Source organism: Sphingobium yanoikuyae, from assembly GCF_013001025.1.
In the GTDB taxonomy this organism is placed as follows: domain Bacteria; phylum Pseudomonadota; class Alphaproteobacteria; order Sphingomonadales; family Sphingomonadaceae; genus Sphingobium; species Sphingobium yanoikuyae_A.
Genome location: NZ_CP053021.1, coordinates 2,672,536 through 2,696,998 on the forward strand (window position 1 = coordinate 2,672,536; position 24,463 = coordinate 2,696,998).

Here is a 24,463-nt window from a genome sequence, read left to right on the forward strand (position 1 = left end):
TGGGAAAACGGGCGGGGTCAGCCGACCAGCCGCATGGCCGATCGGCGATGGCGGGTGCGATAGCCGTCCGACTTCGCCTCCATCCGCGCCAGATTATGGACGGTCAGCCCGGCAATGCCGCTGATCGCGTCGACCTGATCGGCGCCCAGCGTGAAGTCGTCGCCCAGGAAGACGCGGGCCGCCTTGCCATCGCCGATCGGCGCCCGCACGAACACCTCGCACCGCCCGCCCCGGCTGCCGGACAGGATCGCGGCCAGCTTGGCGACGGCCTCGACCATCTCGATGTCCAGCACCAGCTCCATGCGCGACACGTTGGCGATCTCGCGGAACGGCTCCATCCGGCGCACGGTGACGCGCGGCGTTTCCTCGCCCGGCAGGCGATCCAGCTCGACATGCAGCAGCGCGCAATCGCCCTCGCGCGCCAGTTCCTCGATCTGCTTGCAGGCATCCTCGTCGAAACAGCTCGCCTGGAACTGGCCGCTCTGGTCGGAGAAGGTGGCGTTGGCATAGCGCGCACCCCGCCGCGTCTCGCGCCAGCGAACATCCTCGACCATCGCCGCCATGATGCCCATCACCCGTCCTTCGGCATTGGGCATGCCCATTGGCTGGGAACAGATTTCGCCATAGCTTTTCGCGCCGCGCGCATCGGCCAGATGGCGGAAGCGGTCGACCGGATGGGCCGAGAAATAGAAGCCGAACGCCTCCTTTTCCTGCGCCATCCGGTCCGACACGGTCCAGGCCTGATGCGGCGGGATGCGGACGTCGGCATGGGCCGTCTCGACATCGCCGAACAGGCCGCCCTGCCCGCTCTCGCGCGCCTGCGCCGCGCTTGCCGCGACGCTCAACAGGGTTTCGGCCGCCGCATGCACCCCGGCCCGATCGGCATGGATGGTGTCGAACGCACCGGCCGCGGCCAGGCTTTCGAGCTGGCGCCGGTTGAGCAGGCGCGGCTCGATCCGGTCGGCCAGATCATCCAGATGCTTGAACGGACCATTGGCTTCGCGCTCGGCAACCAGCTGCTCCATCGCCTTCTCGCCCACGCCCTTGAGGCCGCCCAGCGCATAGCGCACGGCAAAGCCCAGGCGCGGGTCATCCCCCTCGAACGGCACCGCCTCGACGGTGAAGTCGGCCTCGCTCTGGTTGAGGTCTGGCGGCAGGCAGGTCATGCCCATGCGCCGCATGTCGTCGACGAAGACGGTCAGCTTTTCGGTCAGATGGATATCGAAGGCCATCGACCCGGCATAGAATTCCGCCGGATAATGGGCCTTCAGCCAGGCGGTCTGATAGGCGAGCAGCGCGTAGGCGGCGGCGTGCGACTTGTTGAAGCCATAGCCGGCGAACTTGTCGATCAAGTCGAACAGCTCGTTCGCCTTGGCCGGCTTGATGTCGCTCTTGGCACAGCCCTCGACGAAGCGCGATCGCTGCGCGTCCATCTCCGCCTTCACCTTCTTGCCCATGGCGCGGCGCAGAAGGTCGGCGTCGCCAAGCGAGTAGCCGGCCAGGATCTGCGCGGCCTGCATCACCTGCTCCTGATAGACGAAGATGCCATAGGTTTCTTCGAGGATCGGCTTCAGCAGGATGTGCGGATATTCAATCTCTTCCTGGCCGTTCTTGCGGCGCCCGAACATCGGGATATTGTCCATCGGGCCGGGACGATAGAGCGACACCAGCGCGATGATGTCGCCGAAATTGGTCGGGCGCACGGCGGCCAGCGTCTTGCGCATGCCTTCGGATTCCAGCTGGAACACGCCGACCGTGTCGCCGCGCTGGAGCAGTTCATAGACCTTGGCATCGTCCCAGGCGAGCGTGTCGAGATCGACCGTGACGCCGCGCCCCTTGAGCAGTTGCACTGCCTTCTGCAGCACAGACAGCGTCTTGAGGCCGAGAAAGTCGAACTTCACCAGGCCCGCACCCTCGACGAACTTCATGTCGAACTGGGTCACCGGCATGTCGGATCGCGGATCGCGATAGAGCGGAACCAACTGGCTCAGCGGCCGGTCGCCGATCACCACGCCGGCCGCGTGGGTGGAGCTGTGGCGCGGAAAGCCCTCCAGCTTCATCGCATAGTCGATCAGGCGCTTGACCTGATTGTCATTGTCATATTCCGCCTTGAACTCGGCAACGCCGTTCAGCGATCGCTCCAGCGTCCAGGGATCGGTCGGATGGTTGGGCACCAGCTTGGCGAGGCGATCGACCTGGCCATAGCTCATCTGCATCACGCGGCCGGTATCCTTCAGCACGGCGCGGGCCTTGAGCTTACCGAAGGTGATGATCTGGGCGACATGATCGCTGCCATATTTCTGCTGCACGTAGCGGATCACCTCGCCGCGCCGCGTTTCGCAGAAGTCGATATCGAAGTCGGGCATGGAGACGCGTTCCGGGTTCAGGAAGCGCTCGAACAGCAGGCCCAGTTGCAACGGATCGAGATCGGTGATGGTCAGCGCCCAGGCGACCAGCGACCCGGCGCCCGAACCACGGCCCGGCCCCACCGGAATATCATGATCCTTGGCCCATTTGATGAAGTCGGCCACGATCAGGAAGTAGCCGGGGAACCCCATCTGGATGATGATGTCCATTTCGAACTTCAACCGTTCGAAATAGGGTTGGCGCGCCTCGTCCGCGATGATCCCGGCCTTCTCCAGCCGGGCCTCCAGCCCCGCGATCGACTGGTCGCGCAGCATGATGCCCTCGCCCTCGATATCGCCGGCCAGACTCGGCAGGATCGGCTTGCGCTTGGGCGCCATCACCGCGCAGCGCTGGGCCACGACCAGCGTGTTGGCCAGCGCCTCGGGCAGATCCTCGAACAGCCGCTTCATCTCCGCCGCCGGCTTCATCCAGGCGTCGGGCGAGCTGGTGCGACGGTCGGGCGTCTCGACATAGGCGCCATCGGCGATGCACAGCATCACGTCATGCGCCGCGTGGAATTCCGGCTCGGCAAAGCAGGTCGGGTTGGTCGCGACCAGCGGCAGATTGCGGTCATAGGCCAGGTCGAGCAGTTGCGGCTCCGCCTTGCCCTCGACCGGGTCCAGCCGGCGGCAAATCTCGACATAGAGCCGATCGGGGAACAGCGCCTGCAACCGGTCGGCATAGGCCAGCGCAGCGTCGGGCTGATCCTCGGCGAACAGGCGGGCGATCGCCCCCTCCCCGCCGGCGGTCAGCGCGATCACGCCATCGGTCCGCCCCTCCAGCATGTCGAGCGTGACATGCGGCACTTCCTCCAGCGGCCGGTCGAGATGCGCCATCGACACCAGCGCGCAGATATTGTCATAGCCGCCCGCATCCTGCGCATAGAGGGCGATCCAGTCATGCACCGCCGGCGCGTTGGATGGCCGACCCGGCCGCACCACGCCCAGCATGGCGCCGACGATCGGCTGCACGCCCTCGCCCTTGCAGCCGTCGGAAAAGGCCATCGAACCATAAAGGCCGTTGCGGTCGGTGATCGCCGCCGCCGGAAAACCCAGGGCCTTGGCCTGCTTAGCGATCTTCTTGGGGTCGATCGCCCCTTCGAGCATGGTGAAGGACGAAAAGATGCGCAGCGGTACGAAGGCGGAATGAGACATCGCGGCAATCTAACGACGCCCGCGCCCGCGCGCCAGTCCCGCCCGGCGAAAAGCTGTGGACAAGATCACCACTTGTCGCTTGCCAAGGGCTGCGCTTGCTGATCCTATCGCGCCCAAAGAACGGGCCAGAGGATAGGCCAGAGAACAGGGAGAACGGTCATGTCGGACAGCAACCCGGTTTCCACCCCGCCCGGCATCGCCGACCGGGCCAAGGCGATCATCCTGCGCCCCAGGGACGAATGGCCGGTGATCGAGGCCGAACCGGCCAGCATCGGCAGTATCTATACCGGCTATGCCATGATCCTGGCGGCGATCCCGCCGCTCGCGACCCTGATCGGCGGACAGGTCTTTGGCCATGGCCTGTTCGGCATTACCTGGCGCCCGCCGCTGATCGGCGCGATCGGCATGGCCATCGCCCATTATGTCCTGTCGCTGATCGGCCTCGCCGTGCTGGCGATCATCATCAACTTCCTCGCCCCCAGCTTCGGCGGCCAGCGTGACAAGCTGAAGGCGTTCAAGATTTCCGCCTATTCGGCGACCGCTGGCTGGCTGGCCGACATCTTCTCGCTGCTGCCGGGCCTTGGCATGCTCGGCCTGCTCGGACTTTACAGCCTCTACCTCCTCTATCTCGGCCTGCCGCGCCTGATGAAGGTGCCAGAGCAGAAGGCGCTGCCCTACACCATCGTCACCATGGTCGCGGGCGCGCTGCTCTTCATCCTCGCCAGCCTGCTCGCCATGCCGTTCAGCGGCCTGCTGGGTGGCCATACCGACCCGGACGATATCAGCGCCGACATCATGGTGCCGGGCATCGGCAAGATCGACGTCGACAAGATGGACGCCGCCACCAAGCAGATGGAACAGGCCGCCAAGCGGATGGAGGAAGCGACCAAGAACGGCCGCTCCGCCGCGATCGCGCCCGATGTGCTGCAGGCGCTGCTGCCCGAGAAGATCGGCCGCTTCACCCGCACCGAGATTGAGAGCAGCGGCATGTCCGCTGGTGCCCATGCCTCCGCCCGCTATCGTGCCGGCGACGACGAGATCGAGCTGGAGGTGAACGACATCGCGGTGGCCGGCGCCTTTGCCGGGATCGGCGCGGCGCTCAACGTCCAGTCGAACCGCCAGACCGCCAGCGGCTATGAGCGCACACAGACGATCGACGGCCGCATCGTCACCGAGGAATGGGACAAGGACAGCCGCCACGGCAAATATGCGACCACGCTGGCCGACCGCTTCATGGTCGAGGCGGAGGGCACCGTCGCCGATATCGGGGAGCTCAAGGCCGCAGTGAACGCCCTCGATCTCGACCGACTGAGCGCGCTCGCCGCAAAATAGGCAATGTCATGAGGTCGCCCGCGTAACGAATTGCCAAGCTATCGGGCCTAGGTTAGGCGCCATCATGCGTTTATCCACGATCACCAACTGGGCCTATGGGGCCACCGTCCTGCTCACTCTGGCGTCGGGCACGACGATGCTGTTCGCGTCCGGCGCGGAACAGCGCGAGCGCGCCGCGGTCGCCCAGCGCGCCAGTTTCGACCAGTTGACCTCCACCCTGGAGGAGGATGTCTATCGCCTGACCGAACAGGCGCGCGGCTATGTGATTTCGGGCGATCCCAGCCATCTGGTCGTCTATCGCCGCGAGAAGGAAGCGCTGCGTTCCGTCGAGGATCGCATCCAGCATCTGAAGGATGCCGGCGCCAACGAAAATGAGCTGAACGCGCTGCGCCAGGCGATCCAGTGGGCCGACGCCCTGTCCGACGAGCAGGATGTCGCGATCAAGGCGGCGCAGGCGGGCGACGACAAGACCGCCCGCACCATCCTCTTCGGCGACGAATATGGCCGCGAACTGGACCGGGTGGCGGCGCAGGTCGGCCGCTTCCAATATATGCTGGACCATCGCACCGACACGGCGGTGCAGGGCGCGACCGATACCGCGCGCCAGTGGCGGACCATGTCGGAAATCATGCTGGGCGTCACCGCCCTGCTGTTCCTGTGCGTCCTCTATTTCGTGCTGAAGCAGCGCATCCTGCATCCCGTCGTGCGGCTGAGCGATGTCGTCACCCGTCTTGCCGCGCAGGATTTTGCCGCGATCCCGCCCGACTTCCCGCAGGTGGACGAGATTGGCGACATGGCGCAGGCGATCCGTATTTTCCGTGAAAATGGCCTTGAGCGGCAGCGTCTGGAGCAGGAGCGCGATGTCGATCGCACCATGCGCGACCTGCTGTCGCGCATGACCCAGCGCCTGCAGGGCTGCGACAGCACCGCCGATCTGGTCGAGGTGGTACGCCGCTTCACCCCGGAAATCACGCCCGACTTCCCTGGCCGCCTCTATATCCACGACATTCGCCGCAACATGATGCTGCAGGCCTGCGACTGGCTCGATCCCAAACAGTCGCGCAACGATTTCCCGGCCTCGGCCTGCTGGGCGCTGCGACGCGGCCAGGTCCACAAGCCGCGCGGCGGCATGGTCGACATTGCCTGCGAGCATCTGGAAGGCGAAACCGCCGTCCCGACCATCTGCATCCCGCTGGCGGCACAGGGGGAAAGCATCGGCCTGCTCTATTTCGAGCAGACCCGCGAGATGGACGCCGAACATCTCGATCGGGCCGAAAAATATCTGGAGATGCTGGCGGAGAATATCGGCCTAGCGCTCGCCAATCTGCGCCTGCGCGACGCGCTGCGTGAAATGGCGATGGCCGACGCGCTGACCGGCCTGCCCAACCGCCGCCATTTCGACGCCATGTTCGAAGCGCTGGTGGACGAGGCGGAACGCAACCATGCCCCGCTCGCCTGCCTGATGGTCGACATCGACCATTTCAAGCGGTTCAACGACAGCTATGGCCATGACGCCGGCGACGCGGTGCTGCGCGCGGTCGGCGCGGTGCTGGGCGACTCGCTGCGCGAACAAGGCTTTGCCTTCCGCCTGGGCGGCGAGGAATTTGTCCTCCTGATGCCCGGCTTCACGCTGGAGCAGGCGCTCGCCCGGTCCGCCCAGATCCAGCAGCGCATCCGCGACCTGCGGGTCGAGCATCGCGGTCAGGAACTGGGGCCGATCACCGCCTCCTTTGGCCTGGCCGCCTGGCCCGACCATGGCGCCGCCGTCCGACTGGTCACCACCGCCGACGCCGCGCTGCTGCGCGCCAAGGGCGAGGGCCGCGACCAGATCATGGTCGCCACCGCACGCGAGGGGCTGTTACCGGGCTGACGCCTCTTCCAGCCGCCCTTCGTGCAGGCGGACCACCCGGTCCATCTTTTCCGCCAGCCGCTCATTATGGGTGGCGACCAAAGCTGCCGATCCTTCGCCCCGCACCAGGCGCAGGAATTCGGCCAGCACCACGTCGGCAGTGCGCTCGTCCAGATTGCCGGTCGGCTCGTCCGCCAGCACCAGCGCCGGGCGATTGGCCAGCGCGCGGGCGACCGCGACGCGCTGCTGCTCGCCGCCCGACAACTGGCTCGGCCGATGGTCGAGCCGATGGCCCAGCCCCAGCGCCGTCAGCAGCGATTCCGCGCGGCCCCGCGCCGCGTCCATGGTCGCGTCCTTGATCACCTGCGGCAGCACGACATTCTCGGTCGCGTTGAAATCGGGCAACAGGTGGTGAAACTGATAGACGAAGCCCAGCGCATCGCGGCGCAGGCGGGTGCGCCCGTCATTGTCCAGCTTGGCCGCTTCCTCGCCGGCGATGCGGATCGATCCGTCGAACCCGCCTTCCAGCAGGCCGACCGCCTGCAGCAGCGTCGACTTGCCCGAGCCCGAAGGCCCGAGCAACGCGACGATCTCGCCCGGCCCAACCGTCAGGTCGACGCCGCGCAGCACGTCGATCGTGACGCCGCCCTGGGTGAAGCTGCGGGACAGGCCGCTGACCTTGAGGACATCATTCATAGCGCAGCACCTGGACAGGATCGGTATTGGCAGCCTTGAAGGCCGGATAGAGGGTGGCGAGGAAGCTGAAGACCAGCGCCATCAGACAGATGATCACGATCTCAACCGGATCGGGCTTGGACGGCAATTCGGTCAGGAAGCGGATCGAGGGATCCCACAGATTCTGCCCGGTCACGAACTGGATCACATTCACCACGCTCTGGCGGAAGAAGAGGAAGGTGAAGCCCAGCACCATGCCGGCGACCATGCCCAGCGTGCCGATGGTCACACCCACCGTCATGAAGATCTTCACCAGCCCGCTCCGGCTCGCCCCCATGGTCCGCAGGATCGCGATGTCGCGGGTCTTGGCGCGCACCAGCATGATCAGCGAAGACAGGATGTTGAACACCGCGACCAGCACGATGATCGACAGCACGACGAACATCGCCACCCGCTCGACCGCCAGCGCCTCGAACAGGCTGGCATTCATCTGGCGCCAGTCCTGCACCACGGCGCGGCCCGCGACCTTGGCCGCCAGCGGCTCCAGGATCGACCCGACCCTGTCGGCATTGACCGTTTCGACCTCGATCATGCTGACGACATCGCCCAGCAGCAGCAGCGTCTGCGCATCCTCGATGGGCATGACCACGAAGGCCTTGTCATAATCATAGACGCCGACCTCGAAGATCGCCGCCACCTGATAGGAAATCTGGCGGGGAACGGTGCCGAACGGCGTCGACCGGCCCGCCGGGTTCATGATGCTGATATGGTCGCCGACCTGGATACCCAGATTTTCCGCCAGGCGCACGCCGATGCCGACCTTCTCGCTATTGGCGGTCAGCGCGTTGAGATCGCCGGCGACGATCTTGCCCTTGAGCGTCGTGTTGCTGCGAATGTCGGGCACGGTCATGCCGCGCACCAGCACGCCTTCCACCCGCCCCTGATAGCTGCCGAGCAGGGGCTGCTCGATCAGCGGTGTCGCGCTGGTGACGCCCGGCGTCGCCTTCGCTTCCTTCAGCACATCGCGCCAGTCGGGCAGGCGCCCGCCATAGCCCTGCACCACGGCATGGCCGTTGAGGCCGACAATCTTGTCGAACAGCTCCGCGCGGAACCCGTTCATGACGCTCATGACGATGATGAGCGCGGCGACTCCGAGCATGACCGCGGCCAGGCTGATGCCGGCGACGAGGAAGATGAAGCCTTCCCCCTTGCCCGGCAGCAAATAGCGCTTGGCGATCATGCGTTCGTAGCGGGATAGAATCATAGTGGCGCGAATGGCCCTTCTGGTAGTGATGCGGCCGGTCTAGCAGGCTGAGCCTTAACGGCAAGGATTGCGGAATTGTTGCACGCGGGACACAGGCCGATACAGAAAATCACAGAGCCCGGATTTTGCCCGTGACAGCAGGCTGCGCCAGTCATAGCAAGGCTCCCGAGGCACAGGCAAAAGGCCGTGGTTCAGGGATACTGCTTCCCACTTCAAGCTTAGGGGGCTGAGAAGTCGGTAGAGGCAGGCCAAGGGGGAGACGAGCAATCGTCCATTAAGTGCCCGGATCGCGAAAGCGGCCCGGGCACTTTTTTGTTCGGCGACTCTTGGGCACTTTTCCCGCTTAACTTCGCACATTTCCCGCACATCTTGGCATTTTCGGATTCAAGACGGAAATTTTGTTACGCTTCCGACCATTTTCCGTGCCCTCTTCTCGCCAGTCTATCGCCTGCGGGCACTGTAGGACAGGCGGCGCGATGCTTCGCCCTGCCCCCTCTTGAACAACGCAAAGAGCCAACCATATCAATCCCGTCCGGCCGCCACATGGGGCCGGGCGCAAGCATAGGCCGGACGCCGAAGACCGGGTCCGGCAGGATCATTTTGCTCTGTTGGAGATTATGAGCATGCGTGGTTTCGACCTTACCCCCTATCGCCGCTCGACCGTCGGCTTCGATCGTCTGTTCGACCTGATCGAGAATAATGCCCGTCTGGCGCAGGGCGACAATTACCCGCCCTTCAACATCGAACGCCTGGCCGAGGACCGCTATCGCGTGACCCTGGCCGTCGCCGGCTTCCGTCCCGAGGAAATCGACATCACCGCCCAGCAGAACCTGCTCCAGGTGATCGGCCGCAAGGATGAGACCAACGCCGACCGTTCCAAGTTCCTGCATGTCGGCATCGCCAATCGCAGCTTCGAACGCCGCTTCGAACTGGCCGATTTCGTCCGCGTCGAAAAGGCGGACCTGGCCGACGGCCTGCTGGTGATCGAACTGGTGCGCGAAGTGCCCGAAGCGATGAAGCCCAAGAAGATCGCCGTGAATGGCGGCCATCTGGTCGACATCAACAAGGATCGCGACGCCGCCTGATCCGGCCATCCGAAACAAGCACAGGGCGCGACCGCAAGGTTGCGCCCTTCTTGCTGCCCGCTGGTCAGCGAACCTGTTGCGGTGGCGGCATCGGTATCGCACTGATCGCGACATTGCCGAACATCACCAGCCCCGCGACGATCATCAGCACCCCGCGCTTGCGGTCGCCGCGCTTCACGATCGCGTAAATTCCCCCACCGGTCAGCAGGATACCCGCCAGCATCAATATCGAAAGGATCATCCCCGCCATGGGCCAGTCCATAGGCGCCTAGCTGGACTGTGGCAATTGGCGGCCCATGCCCCTATGAGGCGCGCAGAAACGAATCACCCCAAGCCGCAGGGGAACGCACCCATGAAAATCGCCATCGCTTCCGATCATGCCGCCGTCGACCTGAAGGCCGAACTTGCGCAGTGGTTGCGCGACGAGGGCCATGAGGTCGCCGACCTCGGCCCGGCCACCGCCGACCGCGTCGATTATCCCGATTTTGGTTACAAGCTCGCGACCGCCGTCGCATCGGGCGAAGCGGAACGCGGCATCGCGCTTTGCGGTTCGGGCATCGGCATCTCGATCGCCGTCAATCGCAACCCGGCCTGCCGCTGCGCCCTGGTCGGCGAACCGCTGTCGGCTGCGCTGTCGCGCGAGCATAATGACGCCAATGTCCTGGCCATGGGTGCGCGCCTGACCGGCGTCGACATGGCCAAGGCCTGCGTCACCGCCTTCCTCACCACCGAGTTCGGCGGTGGCCGCCATGCCGGCCGCGTCGAGAAACTGTCCCAGCCCGCGCTCTGAAAGGACTTGAGATGAGCACCGAAACCCTCACCCAGCCCAACCTGCCCGACATTCGTTCGGAAGGCTATTTCACCGCAGGCCTGGCCGCTGCCGATCCGGCCGTGTTCGCCGGCGTCGCCCAGGAACTGAAGCGCGAGCAGACCCAGATCGAGCTGATCGCGTCGGAAAATATCGTGTCGCAGGCCGTGCTCGAAGCGCAGGGCAGCGTCTTCACCAACAAATATGCCGAAGGCTATCCGGGCAAGCGCTATTATCAGGGCTGCGCCCCGTCGGACGTGGTGGAACAGCTCGCCATCGACCGCGCGAAGCAGCTGTTCGGCTGCCAGTTCGCCAACGTCCAGCCCCATTCGGGCGCGCAGGCCAATGGCGGCGTGATGCTGGCGCTGGTCAAGCCCGGCGAAACCATCATGGGCCTGTCGCTCGACGCCGGTGGTCACCTGACCCACGGTTCCAAGCCCAGCATGTCGGGCAAGTGGTTCAACGCCGTGCAATATGGCGTGCGCGAAGACACCCATCTGATCGACTATGACGCGGTTGAGGCCCAGGCGATCGAATGCCAGCCCAAGCTGATCATCGCCGGCGGCAGCGCCTATCCGCGCCAGATCGACTTCGCCCGCTTCCGCGCAATCGCGGACAAGGTCGGCGCGCTGTTCATGGTCGACATGGCCCACTTCGCCGGCCTGGTCGCCGGTGGCGCCCACCCCTCGCCCTTCGGCCATGCCCATGTCGTGACCACCACCACGCACAAGACGCTGCGTGGCCCGCGTGGCGGCATGATCATGACCGATGACGAGGCGATCGCGAAGAAGATCAATTCGGCGATCTTCCCCGGCCTTCAGGGCGGCCCGCTGATGCACGTGATCGCCGCCAAGGCTGTCGCTTTCGGCGAAGCGCTGCAGCCCGAATTCAAGACCTATGCCCAGGCGATCGTCACCAACGCGAAGGCACTGGCCGGCAAGCTGGAGCAGCGCGGTCTGGCCGTGGTCTCGGGCGGCACCGACACCCACCTCGCCCTTATCGACCTGCGCCCCTATGGCATTTCGGGCAAGGATGCGGACGAGGCGCTGGAACGCAGCTTCATCACCTGCAACAAGAATGGCGTGCCGGGCGATCCGCTGCCGCCGACCAAGACCAGCGGCATCCGCGTCGGTTCGCCGGCCGGCACCACCCGCGGCTTCGGCGTCGCCGAGTTCGAAGATATCGGTGACATGATCGCCGACGTTCTGGAAGGCTTGCGCGACAGCCAGGCTTCTGGGGGCGAACATGGCGATGCCGCCGTCGAAGCCAGCGTCCGCGAGCGTGTCGCCGCGCTCTGCGCCCGCTTCCCCATCTATCAGGGGTAAGCCCGCTTGCGCTGCCCTTTCTGCGCCCATGAGGACAGCCAGGTGAAGGACAGCCGGCCGACGGAGGATGGCAATGCCATTCGCCGTCGCCGGCAGTGCGAAGCCTGCGGCGCGCGCTTCACCACCTTCGAGCGCATCCAGCTGCGCGACATCTGGGTGGTGAAGAGCGAAGGCCGCAAGGAAGCGTTCGAGCGCGACAAGCTGGCCCGCTCCATCGGCATCGCCTGCCGCAAGCGGCCGATCGACCCGAGCCGGATCGAGAAGCTGATTTCGGGCATCCAGCGCCAGCTGGAAACCAGCGGCGAGAGCGAGATCCCGGCGCGATCGATCGGCGAGATGGTGATGGAAGGGCTCAAACGCCTCGACAGCGTCGCCTATATCCGCTTCGCCAGCGTCTACAAGGACTTCACCGACGCCCGCGACTTCGAGGATTTCGCCAGCACGGTGAAGGAGGTCGGGAGTGAGTAAAATCACTCTCGCCCGCAGGGCCAAGGTCCGTTCGGTTCGAGCCTGTCGAGAACCGCGCGCGCAATGAGTTTCTGGGTCTATATCCTGCGCTGCTCCGATGGGAGCTATTATACCGGTCACACCGATGACCTGGAGCGCCAGATAGCCCAGCATCGAAGCGGCACGATTGCCGGCTACACGCACGACCGACGTCCGGTCGAATTGGTTTTCAGCGAGACATTCCCCGATCGGATTGACGCCCTGGAGCGTGAACATCAGATCAAGGACTGGTCCCGCAAGAAGAAGGAAGCCCTGATAAGGGGAGATTGGAAAGCGGTCTCGGATGCTGCGCGTTCTCGACCACGGGCCTCGACTTCGCTCGACCCTGGCTCGAACCGAACGGAAGCGGAGGCGGCTCAGCCCCTACTCAGGACGAACGGAAATATGACTGACACCTCCCCCCTCCCCCCCGTGATCGTCCTGGTCCGCCCGCAACTGGGCGAGAATATCGGCAAGGCGGCGCGCGCGATGCTGAATTTCGGGCTGACCGAGATGCGGCTTGTTTCCCCGCGCGATGGCTGGCCCAATCCCGATGCCGGTCCGGCGGCCGCTGGCGCGGACTTCATCCTGGACAAGGCGCAGGTCTATGAGACGCTGGCCGATGCGGTCGCCGACTGCGCCCATGTCTATGCCACCACCGTGCGCAAGCGCGGCGTCACCAAGCCGGTGGTCACACCCGAGGAAGCCGCGCAGGAAATCCATGCCGCGCAGGGCCGCTGCGCCTATGTGTTCGGGCCGGAACGGTCGGGGCTGGAGACCGAGGATGTGGCGCTCGCCCGCAAGATCCTGACCGTGCCGATCAATCCGGAATTCGGGTCGCTGAACCTCGCCCAGGCGGTGATCCTGTGCGCCTATGAATGGTCCAAGCAAGCCAATCTGGCACAGCCGACCGTGACCGAGCTGGGCGAGCCCGCCCCCCAGGAGGAGCTGGAAGGCATGATCCTGCAGCTGAACACGCTGTTGGAGAAGGTCGGCTATTTCTTCCCGCCCGACCGCGCACCCGCGACCAAGCTGACGCTGCGCAACCTGCTTACCAAGCCGGGCTGGAACCATCTGGAGGTGCGCACGCTCCGCGGCGTGCTGTCGCACCTCAACCGACCGCGCGAGCGTTAACCCCGCGTGCGGTCATACTCGGCCATTTCATAGGCGATCGAGGCTTCGACCAGCTGCTCCCACAGCTCCGCGATCACGTCGCCGGGCGCGCCCAGCCGCTCGGCCTCCGCGCGGGCATTGTCGATCACCTGACGCTTGCGCGCCTCGTCGCGGACGGCGCCACGATCCGGCTTGATCCGGGCGGCGGCGCGCATATGGGCAAAACGCTGGTCAAGCAGGGCGACGAGCTGGCGGTCGAGGGCGTCGACACCGGCGCGCACCTCGGTCATGCTGGTATAGTCTTCGGGCTTCATGGCCGCCGGATTAGGCCGCGCTCCGCCGGCTGTCGAGGCCAGACTCTGCGCTTGACATAATATCCGACCTTCTCCATAGGCGCGCCTTCGCGATTGGCCCCGCATCCCGGTGAAGCGGCGGCCCTGTCCCTGAAATATGGAAACAGGCGATGACCGGGAAGCCTTCGCCCTCCGCAATTTGCGGACCTCGGTTCATCGGATCCGGAGGGCGGATAACGTAGTATGCAGTTGTAAGGAATTAGGTATGTCGAAGCGCTCTAGCGCCAAGTACAAGCTCGACCGTCGCATGGGCGAGAACATCTGGGGTCGCCCGAAGAGCCCGGTCAACAAGCGCGAATATGGCCCCGGTCAGCACGGCCAGCGCCGCAAGGGCAAGATGTCGGACTACGGCATCCAGCTGCGCGCCAAGCAGAAGCTGAAGGGCTATTACGGCGACATCACCGAGAAGCAGTTCAAGAAGAACTATTTCGAAGCCAGCCGCATGAAGGGCGACACCGGCCAGAACCTGATCGGTCTGCTGGAGCGCCGTCTGGACGCCGTCGTGTACCGCGCCAAGTTCGCGCCGACCATCTTCTCGGCGCGCCAGATCGTTTCGCACGGCCACATCTATGTGAACGGCGTGAAGTGCAACATCGCCTCGCGTCTGGTGAAGCCGGGCGACGAAATCACCCTGGGTAAGAAGGCGCAGGAAATGGCGCTGGTTCTCGAAGCGCAGAGCCTGCCCGAGCGTGACATCCCCGACTATGTCGCCCCCGACGGCGCCACCAAGGTCACCTATGTCCGCGTTCCGACGCTGGACGAAGTGCCCTACCCGGTGAAGATGGAACCGAATCTGGTCGTCGAATTCTATTCGCGCTAATCGGTCTTTCCGGACAGAATTTGGAGAAGGGCGGCCCCGCAAGGGACCGCCCTTTTCTTTTGGCCTTTTTCCTTGGCCATTTTCTTTACCTTGTAACAATCTTGCCTTGCCCCCGGTGCGATGGCATCACCCCGCCATCCTATCCAACCAAGGGTTCCTTCCATGCGCAGCTCCGTCGCGGCGATCGCCGCCGTTCTCGCCCTTTCCGCTCCCGCCCTGACGCCCGCCGTCGCGCTCGCCGCCCCCGCCGCCAAGGCCGATACTGCCCCGTCAATCGACACAATGAAGCGGCTGGTGAAGGAGCTGTCGTCCGACGCCTATGAGGGCCGCGCGCCCGGCACCGTGGGCGAGGAAAAGACGCTGGCGCTGCTGACCGCCGAGTTCGAGAGACTGGGCCTCAAGCCCGGCAACAAGGGCAGCTGGTTCCAGGACGTGCCGCTGGTCGAGATCACCGCCAAGAATGTCTCGGCGCTGAGCTTCACCGGTGGCAAGGCGCCCATCACTGCCGCCTATGGCCCGGAAATGGTGATCGGCACCTATCGCACCACCCAGCCTCGGATCGAGGTCAAAGACAGCCCGGTCGTGTTCGTCGGCTATGGCATCAACGCCCCGGAAAAGGGCTGGAACGACTATGCCGGGCTGGACGTGAAGGGCAAGACGGTGCTGATCCTGGTCAATGATCCGGATTATCAGACGCCAGGCCTGACCGGCCCGTTCAACGGCCGCGCTATGACCTATTATGGCCGCTGGACCTACAAGTTCGAGGAAGCCGCGCGTCAGGGCGCCGCCGCCGCGATCATCATCCACGACACCGAACCGGCCGCCTATGGCTGGAACGTCGTCCAGTCGAGTTGGACCGGGTCGCAGCATGTCGCCGACAATCCGGGCGGCAATGCCGACCAGTCGGCCGCGATCGGCTGGATCCAGAAGGACAAGGCGGCCGCCCTGTTCGCCGACGCCGGCCTCAACCTCGATCAGCAGATGGCCGCCGCCAAGCAGAAGGGCTTCAAGGCCGTGCCGCTGGGCGCGATCAAGGCCAATGTCTCGTTCGACAATGACCTGCGCAAGCATGCGTCGAAGAATGTCGTCGCCCTGCTGCCGGGCAAGACCCGCCCCGACGAATATGTGCTCTACAGCGCCCATTGGGATCATCTGGGCCATTGCCAGGCAGCGCCCGACGGCGACGATATCTGCAACGGCGCGGTCGACAATGCCACCGGCACCGCCGCGCTGGTCGCGCTGGCCCAGGCCAATGTGAAGGCCGGCCCGTCCGACCGCAGCCAGGTGTTCCTGGCCGTCACCGGCGAGGAATCGGGCCTGCTGGGTTCGGCCTATTATGGCAACAATCCGGTCTTCCCGTTCAGCAAGACCGTCGGCGGCGTCAACATGGATGCCTTGAGCGTCGCGGGCCTCGCCAAGAATGTCGTCGTCATCGGCAAGGGCAAGTCGCAGCTCGATGCCTATCTCGACCGCGCGCTGGGTGCGCAGGGCCGCGTCGCCACGCTCGAACCGACCCCGGAAAAGGGCTATTATTACCGTTCCGACCATTTCAGCTTCGCCAAGCATGGCCTGCCGATGCTCTATTTCGAGGGCGGCGAGGATCTGGTGAAGGGCGGCACCGCCGCCGGCATGGCCGCGGCCGAGGATTATACCGAGTATCGCTATCACGGCCCCAAGGACGAATATGATCCCAATTGGGACTGGACCGGCGTCGCCGCAGACCTGAAGCTCTATTATGATGTCGGCCGCGCGCTCGCGAATACGACCGACTGGCCCAACTGGGTCGATGGCGACGAATTCCGCGCCATCCGCGACAAGGACCGCGCGGGCAAATAAGCATCGTCAAGGCCGGCGACAGCATGGGGACGCTGTCGCCGGCCTTTCATCTTCGGGGCTATAAGGGGGATCATGACCCAGAAATTCGACCGGCGCATGTTGCCGATCACATCGGCCATGGCGGCGGCCCTGCTCGCCACCGGCTGCTCGCGCAGCCCCGACACCGCCGACCGCGACGTGCGTGTATGCCGCGATGCGCAGGGGCGCCGGGTCGAGGACCGCAATTGCAGCTGGGGCGGCAGCGGTGGCGGCCATGGTTGGTATTATCTGGGCCGGGGCAGCGCGGTCGCGCGCGTGGGCGAACGGGTTAGTGGCGGGTCGATCGCCCCCTCCTATGGCCATAGCTACAGCCCGGCATCCTCGGCCAATGTGACGCGCGGCGGCCTTGGCCTGTCGGGGCGCAGCGGCCACAGCTGATGGAACGGATCGCCTGCACGCCGCGCCCGCACTGGCAGGCCCGCGTCGAGCATCTGGGCCTGGTCTGGCATGGCGCCGATGCCCAGCCCTATTGGGATGAAAGCGCCTGCTATCGCTTCAGCCCGGACGAGATCGCGGAGATCGAGCAGGCGACCGCCGAACTCTATCGCCTGTTCCTTGCCGCTGGCCAGCATGTGCTGGATCAGGATCTGCTCGGCAGCTTCGGCATTCCCGATTTCTGTCATCAGGCGATCCGCGAGGCATGGGACGGGGAGCCGGCCGCGCTCAACTATGGCCGCTTTGATCTCGGCTATGACGGCGCCGGGCCGCCCAAATTGTTCGAGTTCAACTGCGACACGCCGACCAGTCTGCTGGAAGCATCGGTGATCCAGTGGGACTGGAAGGAGGCCCTCTTTCCCGCCGCCGACCAGTTCAACAGCCTGCACGAACGGCTGGTCGACCGCTGGCGCGCCATCGCGCCGCCGCGCGGCACGTCGATGCTGCATCTCACCTATGTCGACGGCAATATGGGCGAGGATGCCGTGACCGTCGCCTATATGGCCGACACGGCGCGCGAAGCGGGGATCGACACCCAGTTGATCCAGACCCAGCAACTGGGATGGGACCATCAGCGCCGCCGCTTCGTCGATCTCGACAATCGACCGATCGACGCGCTGTTCCACCTCTATCCGTGGGAATGGATCGTCCATGAACCCTTTGGCCGGGAAGTGGTGGAAAGCCTGTCCTCCACCCTGTGGATCGAGCCGATCTGGAAGATGGTCTGGAGCAACAAGGCGATCCTGCCGATCCTGTGGGATCTGTTCCCCGGCCACCCCAATTTGCTGGAGGCCAGCCGCGTCGCCATGACGGGCGATCATGTGATGAAACCGCTGCTGTCCCGCGAGGGCGCCAATGTCCGCATCGTCCGCGATGGCGAAACGGTCGCCCAGAGCGGCGGCGACTATGGCGAGGAAGGCTTCATCTACCAACGGCTCTATACCCTGCCCGGTGCGGGCGACCGGCGGCCGGTGCTGGGCAGCTGGGTGGTGGATGGCGACCCGGCCGGCATGGGCATTCGCGAGGATGGACCGATCACCGGCAATGCCGCGCGCTTCGTGCCGCACATCATCGGCTGAAGGTTCAGCGCGGGTTCAGCGCCGGAAACCGACCTTGACCCGTCCTGTAGGAGCAACGCCATGCGCATAACCCTTGCCCTGCCCAGCCTGTTTCTGACCGCCCTCGCCCTGCCGGCCGCGCTGCCCGCGCAAATCGCGCCCAAGACAGAGCCGACCGCACCGCCCGGCCCGGTCAATGTCCGGGTCGAGCCTCGGCCATCCGGCGACTATGAACTGGACCGGGCGCGCGAGGATATACGCGACGGCCGCAAGAGCGGCACGCTCAGCAAGAAGCAGGCGCGCACGCTCCGCCGAGAGGCCGACCGCGCCGACGCCCAGGCCGATCGCAGCGCCCGCGATGGCCTCAGCTATTCCGAACAGCGCGAAATCGACATGCAAGGCCGCGCCCTCCAGAGCCTGACCCAAGCCCAGCGCAGCCAGCCGGGCGGAAAACGGCCTTAAAGTCTGAGGTGGGCGCATAGGTGCCAACCTGCCTTTCATCCCGTCATGCCAGCGAAGGCTGGGATGTGGACTCACGTTTGAAGTGCAACATGTGACTGACATTGAGAGAATGCCTCGGCGGGGAGAGAATGCCTCGGCGGGCGTTTTGAAGTCGAGGCATTTCCTGGGCGTATGGTTATATTGGTGGGCGGCAGCGAGAATGCTTGCCTGATCGATGGCGTCGAGGTTGGTTTTGCGCGGCAGGAAGCGGCGCAGTCGCCCGATGGCATTTTCGATGCCACCTTTTTGCCAGGGTGACCTGACGTCGCAAAAATAGGTCTGGATGCCGATCCGGTCAGCCAGTTGGTGATGCTGGGCGAACTCTGGGCCATTGTCGAAGGTGATGGTGCGGCGCATGGCTTGGGGCATGGCCATGAGCATGCAGGCAAGATGCTGCGCTGTCGTCTGCGCCTTTCGATCACGGGGCCGCTGGATGATCGTGAACCGCGAACTGCGCTCATGGGCGACCAGGATGGACTGGCCATATTGGGCAAAGAGCATGAAGTCGGCTTCCCAATGCCCTGGCCTTTGCCGGTCCTGAACCTCTGCAGGGCGCTCGCTCAAAGGGCGCCGATGCTTGATGATATCGACCATGCTGCCACCGAAACGGCCAGGACGGCCGCGCTTGTGCTTGGCCCGCGGCAACAGGCGATGCCAGTAATCCTTCTGTGCAGAGCGGTGATAGATGAAGCGATAGATTGACTCTGGACTGATGAGGGTGCGACCATTTTCCAGCGTCAACCGGCCGGCGATCTGTTCGGGAGACCATCCCATCGCAAGACCGTCTCTCACCCGGTCGCGCAGGTCTGGTTGGCGTTCCAGCTTGAAGCGGCAATCCCATCGTCGTCGGCGCTCGGCAAGATGATGGACGCGCACTGGCTCGTAGCCGCCAGGCCAGGCCTTCGTCCTGACGCTGTTGCGCCGCAGTTCGCGACTGATCGTGGACGCTGAACGCCCCAGACCCGTGGCTATACTTCTTCGAGATTTACCGGCTGCATGCAGCCGGTAAATCTCGATCCGCTCTTCAAGGCTGAGCTGGCCATAATCTTCTCCCATCGCGGCAACATCCTAACAGCTGTTGCACTTGTTCCGTGAACTCAGGGCATCTCTCTTTTCTTTCAAACCCATCGTTAAAAGAAGTGAGATGCCAGCCTCCGCTGGCATGACGGACCTGGGTGGGAAGCGGACTGTCCGAAAATCCTCCCCAAGCTTGCTTGGGGAGGGGGACCGCCGAAGGCGGTGGAGGGGCAATAGCGTTGCGCTTGCGCCATTTCCCCTCCGTCAGCGCTTCGCGCTGCCACCTCCCCAAGCAAGCTTGGGGAGGAACTAGGTCTGGTCGCAACCTCGCCCCTCACTGCCCCGCCGGGGCATAGGTCCAGTTCTGGGCGTTGCTGCCGTCCATCATAGCGGTTTCGGCCATCAGCAGCCGGCCCTCGCGCCAGTAACGGATGCGTTGGGGGTAATCGTGGTCGGGATTGGCGAAGCTGATGTCGCGCACGCCCTGTTCCAGCACGGGGAAGATCGTCTCCTTGCCGCCCTCCGGCGCCGCATGCAGCGTCAGCGTTCCGTCTGCCGCGCGCACGATCCGCATCACCTCCCAGCTTTGCAGGCTTTCGCCCCGCCCGCTGCGGCCCATGCCGATCATCACCCCGCCGCGCGGCAGCGACCAGAGTTCCTCGGTCCAGCGGTCGCCGCGTTCCTGCTGCCATTCGCCGGTCAGCCATTCGGGCAGGTCCGCCGCCTGCGCCAGCGGCGCCCCGCCCAGCATCAGCGCCGCCAGCATGATCGATACGCTCTTCTTCACCCGCTACACCCTCTGTCCAGACCCGCGACCCTGCGCTATGGAGCGCGCAACATCTCTCCCGCTATCTCGGACCGGCCAGCGCGCCGGGCAAGGACAAATCTATGACTTTTCGCATGCCTGCCGAATGGGCGCCGCACGACTGGACCTGGATCGGCTTCCCGACCAACCCGGAAGAATGGCCCGGCGCCTTTGACGGTGCCCGCCGCCAGATTGCCGATTTCGCCAGCGCACTCCATGCCGATGGCAAGGGCGAAGAGGTGCGTCTGGTCGTCGCCAATGAGGCGGATGCCGACGCTGCGCGTGCCCTGGTCGCGCCGGGCGTCACCATCGCCGTCCACAATCTGGGTGACGTATGGCTGCGCGACACCGCGCCGATCGCCGTGCTGAACGGCGCTGGAGACCGTGCGCTGGTCGATTTCGGTTTCAACGGCTGGGGCGGCAAATATCAGATGCCCGGTGACGAGGATATCGGCGCGCGCCTGGCCGCAACCACCGGCATGGCGACCTCGACCCAGAATTGGGTGTTCGAGGGCGGCGCGATCGATACCGACGGCACCGGCCTCTTCGTCACCACCGAACAGTGCCTGCTCAATCCCAACCGCAACCCGGACCTTGATCGCGGCAAGATCGAGACGCTGCTGGCCGGCGCGCTGGGCCTGTCCGACATGCTGTGGCTGGGCGATGGCCTGCTCAACGACCATACCGACGGCCATGTCGACAATCTCGCCCGCTTCGTCGCGCCGGGCAAGCTGGCGCTGCCGATCGCGACCACCCCGGACGATCCCAACACGGCCATCTATGCCGACGCCCACGCCCGCGCCAAGGCGCATGGCGTCGAGGTGGTCGACATCCCCTCGCCCGGCCTGGTGCTGGTCGATGGCGAAGCGATCCCCGCCAGCTACATGAATTTCTATGTCGGCAATGCCGCCGTCATCGTCCCCATCTATGGCCAGCCCAACGATCAGGCGGCGCTCGACGCCTTCGCCCCCTTCTTTCCGGGGCGCCAGATCATCGGCCTGCGCAGCGACGCGATCCTGTCGGGCGGCGGCAGCTTCCATTGCTGCAGCCAGCAAATGCCCTCGCTGGTCTAAGGGTTAGTCCCCCGTTGCGGGGATGCGCATGCGGGCGCAATTTCCGGGCCGGGCGACGCAGCATCGCCCGGCTTCAGGAGCATTGCCCCATGTTTCGTCCGATCCTTGCCACTTCGCTGATCCTGCTGGGCGCGAGCGCCGGCACCGCCCAATTGCCCAGCATCATCGGCATGGGCGCCGACAATGCCGCGGGCGTGCTGGGTTATTGCGTCAAGAACCGGCTCGTTGATGCGACCAGCGCCAACGCCGTGCTGGACAAACTGAACAAGAAACCGGGCGTGAAGGGCTCGGGCGCCTTCAAGTCCGGCGAGACCGGCATCATCCATGCCGGCAAGAAGGACATTTCGCTCGATAGCCTGAAGGGCGATGCCAAGGGCAAGATGTGCTCCATGGTGCTCAAGCAATCGGCTTCCCTGCTATAGGCGCTTCCCGGTAGCGCGGCGGCGCCATAGCCCCTATATCGCGCGGCGAACCCATCATGGAGTGATGAATGACCCGCGTGACCGTCGCCGCCCTGCAGCTCGCCTTTTCGGACGACATGGCCGACAATATCGCCATGGTCGCCGATCATGTGACCAAGGCCGCCGCTCGCGGCGCGAAGATCATCCTGCCGCCCGAACTGTTCGAGGGCCATTATTTCTGCCGGCAAGAGGACGAAGCCCTGTTCGACCGCGCCCAGCCGACCGACCAGCACCCCGCCGTGCAGGAAATGCGCAAGCTGGCCAAGGATCTGGGCGTCTATATCCCGACCAGCTATTTCGAGCGGGACGGCCATCATTATTACAACTCGCTCGCCATGATCGATGATGAGGGCGAGATCATGGGCGTCTATCGCAAGAGCCACATCCCCGACGGTCCGGGCTATGAGGAAAAATATTATTTCCGCCCCGGCAATACCGGCTTCAAGGTGTGGCCGACCAAATATGGCACCGTGGGCGTCGGCATCTGCTGGGACCAATGGTATCCCGAAACCGCCCGCTGCATGGCGCTGATGGGCGCGGAAATGCTGTTCTACCCGACCGCGATCGGCTCCGAACCCTATGATGCGGAGCTGGACACCAGCCGCATGTGGCGCCGCGCGATGATCGGCCATGCGGTCAGCAACTGCATGCCGGTGATCGCCGCCAACCGCATCGGCGAGGAAGAGGGCCAGAAATTCTACGGCCACAGCTTCATCAGCGATGAGTGGGGCGATTTCCTCGCGGAGTCCGACGCCAGGGACAATGGCGCGCTGGTCGCCACGCTGGATCTTGCCAAGGCGAAGATCCACCGCGCCGGCATGGGCTTCTTCCGCGATCGCCGCCCCGAACTTTACGGCCGCATCGCGCAGGATATCTGATGGCGCACGCTGCCCGAACGCGGATCGGCTGATGCCCTCGATCCTGGTCTATATCGCCGCCGCCCTGGCCGAAATCGCCGGCTGCTTCGCCTTCTGGGCCTGGCTGCGGATGGACAAGTCGATGCTGTGGCTGATCCCCGGCACGGGGTCGCTGCTGCTCTTCGCCTGGCTTCTGACGCTGGTCGATGCGGCGGCCGCCGGGCGCGCCTATGCGGCCTATGGCGGCGTCTATATCAGTTCGGCGCTGCTCTGGCTCTGGCTGGTGGAAGGCGTGCGGCCGGACCGCTGGGACATGGCCGGCGTGGCGCTCAGCCTTGTCGGCGCGGGCATCATCCTGTTCGGCCCGCACCGCGCCTGAGCCATCCCATCCACGCTGCCCCCCCCCTCCGTTCGCTTCGAGCCTGTCGAGAATCGCTGACACCCATGTTTCTCGACTGCGCTCGAAACGAACGGATCTAAAGCCGGAGCGGATTTAATTGGCGGACGTCAGCCCCGCCAGTTCCACCGCCCGCGCGAACACCGCCTCGAACATCTCCGCCGTCAGCCGGTTGGTATTCTGGTTGTAGCGCGAACAATGATAGCTATCGATAAGCATCCGCCCGTCGGGCATGCGATGCTCCGCGCCATGGGCAAAGCGCGCCTTGGGCAGCTTGCCGCCAAGCACCTTCACCGCCGACTGATGCGCAATCTCGCCCAGCGCCACGAAGGTCCGCGCGCGCGGCAGTTGCGCCACGCCATCGGCGAGGAAGGGGCGGCAGGCATGGATTTCGGTCGGCACCGGCTTGTTCTGCGGCGGCAGGCAGCGAACCGAATTGATGATGATCGCGTCACGCAGTTCCAGCCCGTCATCGACCCGCGCCTCATAATTGCCTTGCGCCAGGCCGAACTTCTTGAGCGTCGCAAAGAACAGTTCGCCCGCGACATCGCCGGTGAAGGGCCGACCCGTGCGGTTTGCCCCCTGCTTGCCCGGCGCCAGGCCGATGATGCCGATCCGCGCCATCGGGTCGCCAAAGGCGGGCACCGGCGCATTCCACCAGTCGGGATGTTCCGCCCGGCATTCCACGCGCAGCGCGACCAGGCGCGGGCAGAGCGGACAGTCACGGGGCGGTTCACTTGAAAGGGGACTTTGCAGGATCATGGCGCTCAGATAGGCGCTGCACCATGCCGGACACAAGCCGCCACCTTTATGCGCTTTCGATCGGATCGAATCGGCCGCTCTCGGCCCGGCTGACGCCGCCGCGCCTGCTGGCCGAAGCCGTGCGCCGGATCGGCGCGCTCGGCGATGTGGTCGCCCTGTCCCCGACGATCGAGACGCCGCCGCTCGGCCCCTCGCGTCGCCGCTTCGCCAATGCCGCGCTGCTGGTCGACAGCGCCCTACCCCCGCCCGCCATGCTGGCCGCACTGCAAGGCATCGAGACCGGGCTTGGCCGCCGCCGCTTCCAGCGCTGGGGCGCGCGCCGGCTCGACATCGACATCATCCTCTGGTCGGGCGGACGCTGGTGCAGCCGGGACCTCATCATCCCCCACCCCGCCTTTGCCCAACGCGACTTCGTCCTGCGCCCGCTCAGCGCCATCGCGCCAGACTGGAAATGCCCGCCTTCCGGGCAGAGTGTGCGGCATCTCCATGCACTTTTGCGAAAAGCATCCTATCATCGCGCCACAAGAGGTTGACCAGCCGCCCGCACGCCAC

Annotated in this window: 24 protein-coding genes; 16 read left to right on the forward strand and 8 right to left on the reverse strand. The window is 65.0% G+C overall.

The features are described from left to right. Nucleotides 1-17 precede the first annotated feature (17 nt). Nucleotides 18-3,560 (reverse strand): DNA polymerase III subunit alpha, encoded by a 3,543-nt coding sequence (gene dnaE / locus HH800_RS13110; protein ID WP_169861342.1) that lies wholly within the window; start codon nt 3,558-3,560, stop codon nt 18-20. Nucleotides 3,561-3,719: 159 nt separating this feature from the next. On the opposite strand from dnaE, the gene HH800_RS13115 reads away from it, so the two are divergent. Beyond that, nucleotides 3,720-4,892 (forward strand): Yip1 family protein, encoded by a 1,173-nt coding sequence (locus tag HH800_RS13115; RefSeq protein WP_169861343.1) that lies wholly within the window; start codon nt 3,720-3,722, stop codon nt 4,890-4,892. 64 nt (nt 4,893-4,956) lie between these two features. Beyond that, a complete protein-coding gene (locus HH800_RS13120; RefSeq protein ID WP_169861344.1) occupies nt 4,957-6,762 on the forward strand; it encodes a diguanylate cyclase in 1,806 nt (601 codons plus the stop codon). Here HH800_RS13120 and HH800_RS13125 read toward each other — a convergent pair. Continuing rightward, on the reverse strand, nt 6,751-7,437 hold the full coding sequence (locus tag HH800_RS13125) for an ABC transporter ATP-binding protein (protein WP_169861345.1): 687 nt from the start codon (nt 7,435-7,437) through the stop codon (nt 6,751-6,753). The genes HH800_RS13120 and HH800_RS13125 overlap by 12 nt on opposite strands. Continuing rightward, entirely contained in the window at nt 7,430-8,680 is a 1,251-nt protein-coding gene (locus tag HH800_RS13130; RefSeq protein ID WP_136187624.1) for a lipoprotein-releasing ABC transporter permease subunit, read from the reverse strand. Before HH800_RS13130 ends, HH800_RS13125 begins: the two co-directional genes overlap by 8 nt. 617 nt (nt 8,681-9,297) lie before the next feature. On the opposite strand from HH800_RS13130, the gene HH800_RS13135 reads away from it, so the two are divergent. Next, on the forward strand, nt 9,298-9,765 hold the full coding sequence (locus HH800_RS13135) for an Hsp20 family protein (protein WP_010337347.1): 468 nt from the start codon (nt 9,298-9,300) through the stop codon (nt 9,763-9,765). A 64-nt stretch (nt 9,766-9,829) separates the two neighbouring features. Here the strand turns inward: HH800_RS13135 and HH800_RS13140 are convergent, their stop codons facing one another. Further along, nucleotides 9,830-10,015 carry a hypothetical protein gene (locus HH800_RS13140; RefSeq protein WP_099230362.1) on the reverse strand — a complete coding sequence of 62 codons (186 nt, stop codon included), beginning with the start codon at nt 10,013-10,015 and terminating at the stop codon, nt 9,830-9,832. Nucleotides 10,016-10,117: 102 nt separating this feature from the next. On the opposite strand from HH800_RS13140, the gene rpiB reads away from it, so the two are divergent. The 4 genes from rpiB to HH800_RS13160 all read left to right on the forward strand — a co-directional run bounded on the left by rpiB (nt 10,118) and on the right by HH800_RS13160 (nt 13,518). Further along, nucleotides 10,118-10,555 (forward strand): ribose 5-phosphate isomerase B, encoded by a 438-nt coding sequence (gene rpiB / locus HH800_RS13145; RefSeq protein WP_017501826.1) that lies wholly within the window; start codon nt 10,118-10,120, stop codon nt 10,553-10,555. Between the two features lie 11 nt (nt 10,556-10,566). Beyond that, nucleotides 10,567-11,898 (forward strand): serine hydroxymethyltransferase, encoded by a 1,332-nt coding sequence (gene glyA / locus HH800_RS13150; protein WP_169861346.1) that lies wholly within the window; start codon nt 10,567-10,569, stop codon nt 11,896-11,898. 6 nt (nt 11,899-11,904) lie between these two features. Continuing rightward, a complete protein-coding gene (gene nrdR / locus HH800_RS13155; protein ID WP_010337343.1) occupies nt 11,905-12,366 on the forward strand; it encodes a transcriptional regulator NrdR in 462 nt (153 codons plus the stop codon). A gap of 63 nt (nt 12,367-12,429) precedes the next feature. After that, nucleotides 12,430-13,518: a TrmJ/YjtD family RNA methyltransferase gene (locus HH800_RS13160; protein ID WP_169861347.1), complete on the forward strand. Its 1,089-nt coding sequence runs from the start codon at nt 12,430-12,432 to the stop codon at nt 13,516-13,518. On the opposite strand, the gene HH800_RS13165 is transcribed toward HH800_RS13160, so the two are convergent. Beyond that, nucleotides 13,515-13,811 carry a chorismate mutase gene (locus tag HH800_RS13165; protein WP_017501829.1) on the reverse strand — a complete coding sequence of 99 codons (297 nt, stop codon included), beginning with the start codon at nt 13,809-13,811 and terminating at the stop codon, nt 13,515-13,517. The two genes, HH800_RS13160 and HH800_RS13165, sit on opposite strands and share 4 nt — an antisense overlap. Before the next feature lie 244 nt (nt 13,812-14,055). Here HH800_RS13165 and rpsD point away from each other — a divergent pair, with 244 nt between their 5' ends. From rpsD to HH800_RS13185, 4 genes are all read left to right on the forward strand, one after another. Then, the gene (gene rpsD / locus HH800_RS13170) at nt 14,056-14,670 is read left to right on the forward strand and encodes a 30S ribosomal protein S4 (protein ID WP_004211980.1); all 615 of its coding nucleotides are present in this window, start codon (nt 14,056-14,058) and stop codon (nt 14,668-14,670) included. Nucleotides 14,671-14,832: 162 nt separating this feature from the next. Continuing rightward, entirely contained in the window at nt 14,833-16,506 is a 1,674-nt protein-coding gene (locus HH800_RS13175; RefSeq protein WP_169861348.1) for a M28 family peptidase, read from the forward strand. 72 nt (nt 16,507-16,578) lie between these two features. Next, nucleotides 16,579-16,923, forward strand: a complete 345-nt coding sequence (locus tag HH800_RS13180) for a hypothetical protein (RefSeq protein ID WP_136187629.1) — start codon at nt 16,579-16,581, stop codon at nt 16,921-16,923. Continuing rightward, entirely contained in the window at nt 16,923-18,059 is a 1,137-nt protein-coding gene (locus HH800_RS13185; protein WP_169861349.1) for a glutathionylspermidine synthase family protein, read from the forward strand. Before HH800_RS13180 ends, HH800_RS13185 begins: the two co-directional genes overlap by 1 nt. 15 nt (nt 18,060-18,074) lie before the next feature. On the opposite strand, the gene HH800_RS29100 is transcribed toward HH800_RS13185, so the two are convergent. Then, nucleotides 18,075-19,595, reverse strand: a complete 1,521-nt coding sequence (locus HH800_RS29100; protein ID WP_235681878.1) for an IS30 family transposase — start codon at nt 19,593-19,595, stop codon at nt 18,075-18,077. A gap of 295 nt (nt 19,596-19,890) precedes the next feature. Further along, nucleotides 19,891-20,343 (reverse strand): DUF6265 family protein, encoded by a 453-nt coding sequence (locus HH800_RS13195; protein WP_097382683.1) that lies wholly within the window; start codon nt 20,341-20,343, stop codon nt 19,891-19,893. Between the two features lie 101 nt (nt 20,344-20,444). Here HH800_RS13195 and HH800_RS13200 point away from each other — a divergent pair, with 101 nt between their 5' ends. The 4 genes from HH800_RS13200 to HH800_RS13215 all read left to right on the forward strand — a co-directional run bounded on the left by HH800_RS13200 (nt 20,445) and on the right by HH800_RS13215 (nt 23,131). After that, nucleotides 20,445-21,434 (forward strand): agmatine deiminase family protein, encoded by a 990-nt coding sequence (locus tag HH800_RS13200; protein WP_169861350.1) that lies wholly within the window; start codon nt 20,445-20,447, stop codon nt 21,432-21,434. Between the two features lie 89 nt (nt 21,435-21,523). After that, the gene (locus HH800_RS13205) at nt 21,524-21,856 is read left to right on the forward strand and encodes a DUF2501 domain-containing protein (RefSeq protein ID WP_069337833.1); all 333 of its coding nucleotides are present in this window, start codon (nt 21,524-21,526) and stop codon (nt 21,854-21,856) included. Nucleotides 21,857-21,924: 68 nt separating this feature from the next. Further along, nucleotides 21,925-22,773: an N-carbamoylputrescine amidase gene (gene aguB, locus HH800_RS13210; RefSeq protein ID WP_099230338.1), complete on the forward strand. Its 849-nt coding sequence runs from the start codon at nt 21,925-21,927 to the stop codon at nt 22,771-22,773. Between the two features lie 31 nt (nt 22,774-22,804). Next, nucleotides 22,805-23,131: a YnfA family protein gene (locus HH800_RS13215; RefSeq protein ID WP_169861351.1), complete on the forward strand. Its 327-nt coding sequence runs from the start codon at nt 22,805-22,807 to the stop codon at nt 23,129-23,131. A 114-nt stretch (nt 23,132-23,245) separates the two neighbouring features. On the opposite strand, the gene HH800_RS13220 is transcribed toward HH800_RS13215, so the two are convergent. Next, nucleotides 23,246-23,911, reverse strand: coding sequence for a uracil-DNA glycosylase (locus HH800_RS13220; RefSeq protein ID WP_169861352.1), 666 nt, complete (start codon nt 23,909-23,911; stop codon nt 23,246-23,248). Between the two features lie 23 nt (nt 23,912-23,934). Here HH800_RS13220 and folK point away from each other — a divergent pair, with 23 nt between their 5' ends. Beyond that, entirely contained in the window at nt 23,935-24,444 is a 510-nt protein-coding gene (gene folK / locus HH800_RS13225; RefSeq protein ID WP_169861353.1) for a 2-amino-4-hydroxy-6-hydroxymethyldihydropteridine diphosphokinase, read from the forward strand. Nucleotides 24,445-24,463 lie beyond the last annotated feature (19 nt).

Coding starts and splice junctions, on each gene's coding strand:
- dnaE (WP_169861342.1), bottom strand. CDS start 3,560: ATGTCTCATTCCGCCTTCGTACCGCTGCGCATCTTTTCGTCCTTCACC.
- HH800_RS13115 (WP_169861343.1), top strand. CDS start 3,720: ATGTCGGACAGCAACCCGGTTTCCACCCCGCCCGGCATCGCCGACCGG.
- HH800_RS13120 (WP_169861344.1), top strand. CDS start 4,957: ATGCGTTTATCCACGATCACCAACTGGGCCTATGGGGCCACCGTCCTG.
- HH800_RS13125 (WP_169861345.1), bottom strand. CDS start 7,437: ATGAATGATGTCCTCAAGGTCAGCGGCCTGTCCCGCAGCTTCACCCAG.
- HH800_RS13130 (WP_136187624.1), bottom strand. CDS start 8,680: ATGATTCTATCCCGCTACGAACGCATGATCGCCAAGCGCTATTTGCTG.
- HH800_RS13135 (WP_010337347.1), top strand. CDS start 9,298: ATGAGCATGCGTGGTTTCGACCTTACCCCCTATCGCCGCTCGACCGTC.
- HH800_RS13140 (WP_099230362.1), bottom strand. CDS start 10,015: ATGGCGGGGATGATCCTTTCGATATTGATGCTGGCGGGTATCCTGCTG.
- rpiB (WP_017501826.1), top strand. CDS start 10,118: ATGAAAATCGCCATCGCTTCCGATCATGCCGCCGTCGACCTGAAGGCC.
- glyA (WP_169861346.1), top strand. CDS start 10,567: ATGAGCACCGAAACCCTCACCCAGCCCAACCTGCCCGACATTCGTTCG.
- HH800_RS13160 (WP_169861347.1), top strand. CDS start 12,430: ATGAGTTTCTGGGTCTATATCCTGCGCTGCTCCGATGGGAGCTATTAT.
- HH800_RS13165 (WP_017501829.1), bottom strand. CDS start 13,811: ATGAAGCCCGAAGACTATACCAGCATGACCGAGGTGCGCGCCGGTGTC.
- rpsD (WP_004211980.1), top strand. CDS start 14,056: ATGTCGAAGCGCTCTAGCGCCAAGTACAAGCTCGACCGTCGCATGGGC.
- HH800_RS13175 (WP_169861348.1), top strand. CDS start 14,833: ATGCGCAGCTCCGTCGCGGCGATCGCCGCCGTTCTCGCCCTTTCCGCT.
- HH800_RS13180 (WP_136187629.1), top strand. CDS start 16,579: ATGACCCAGAAATTCGACCGGCGCATGTTGCCGATCACATCGGCCATG.
- HH800_RS13185 (WP_169861349.1), top strand. CDS start 16,923: ATGGAACGGATCGCCTGCACGCCGCGCCCGCACTGGCAGGCCCGCGTC.
- HH800_RS29100 (WP_235681878.1), bottom strand. CDS start 19,595: ATGGGAGAAGATTATGGCCAGCTCAGCCTTGAAGAGCGGATCGAGATT.
- HH800_RS13200 (WP_169861350.1), top strand. CDS start 20,445: ATGACTTTTCGCATGCCTGCCGAATGGGCGCCGCACGACTGGACCTGG.
- HH800_RS13205 (WP_069337833.1), top strand. CDS start 21,524: ATGTTTCGTCCGATCCTTGCCACTTCGCTGATCCTGCTGGGCGCGAGC.
- aguB (WP_099230338.1), top strand. CDS start 21,925: ATGACCCGCGTGACCGTCGCCGCCCTGCAGCTCGCCTTTTCGGACGAC.
- HH800_RS13215 (WP_169861351.1), top strand. CDS start 22,805: ATGCCCTCGATCCTGGTCTATATCGCCGCCGCCCTGGCCGAAATCGCC.
- HH800_RS13220 (WP_169861352.1), bottom strand. CDS start 23,911: ATGATCCTGCAAAGTCCCCTTTCAAGTGAACCGCCCCGTGACTGTCCG.
- folK (WP_169861353.1), top strand. CDS start 23,935: ATGCCGGACACAAGCCGCCACCTTTATGCGCTTTCGATCGGATCGAAT.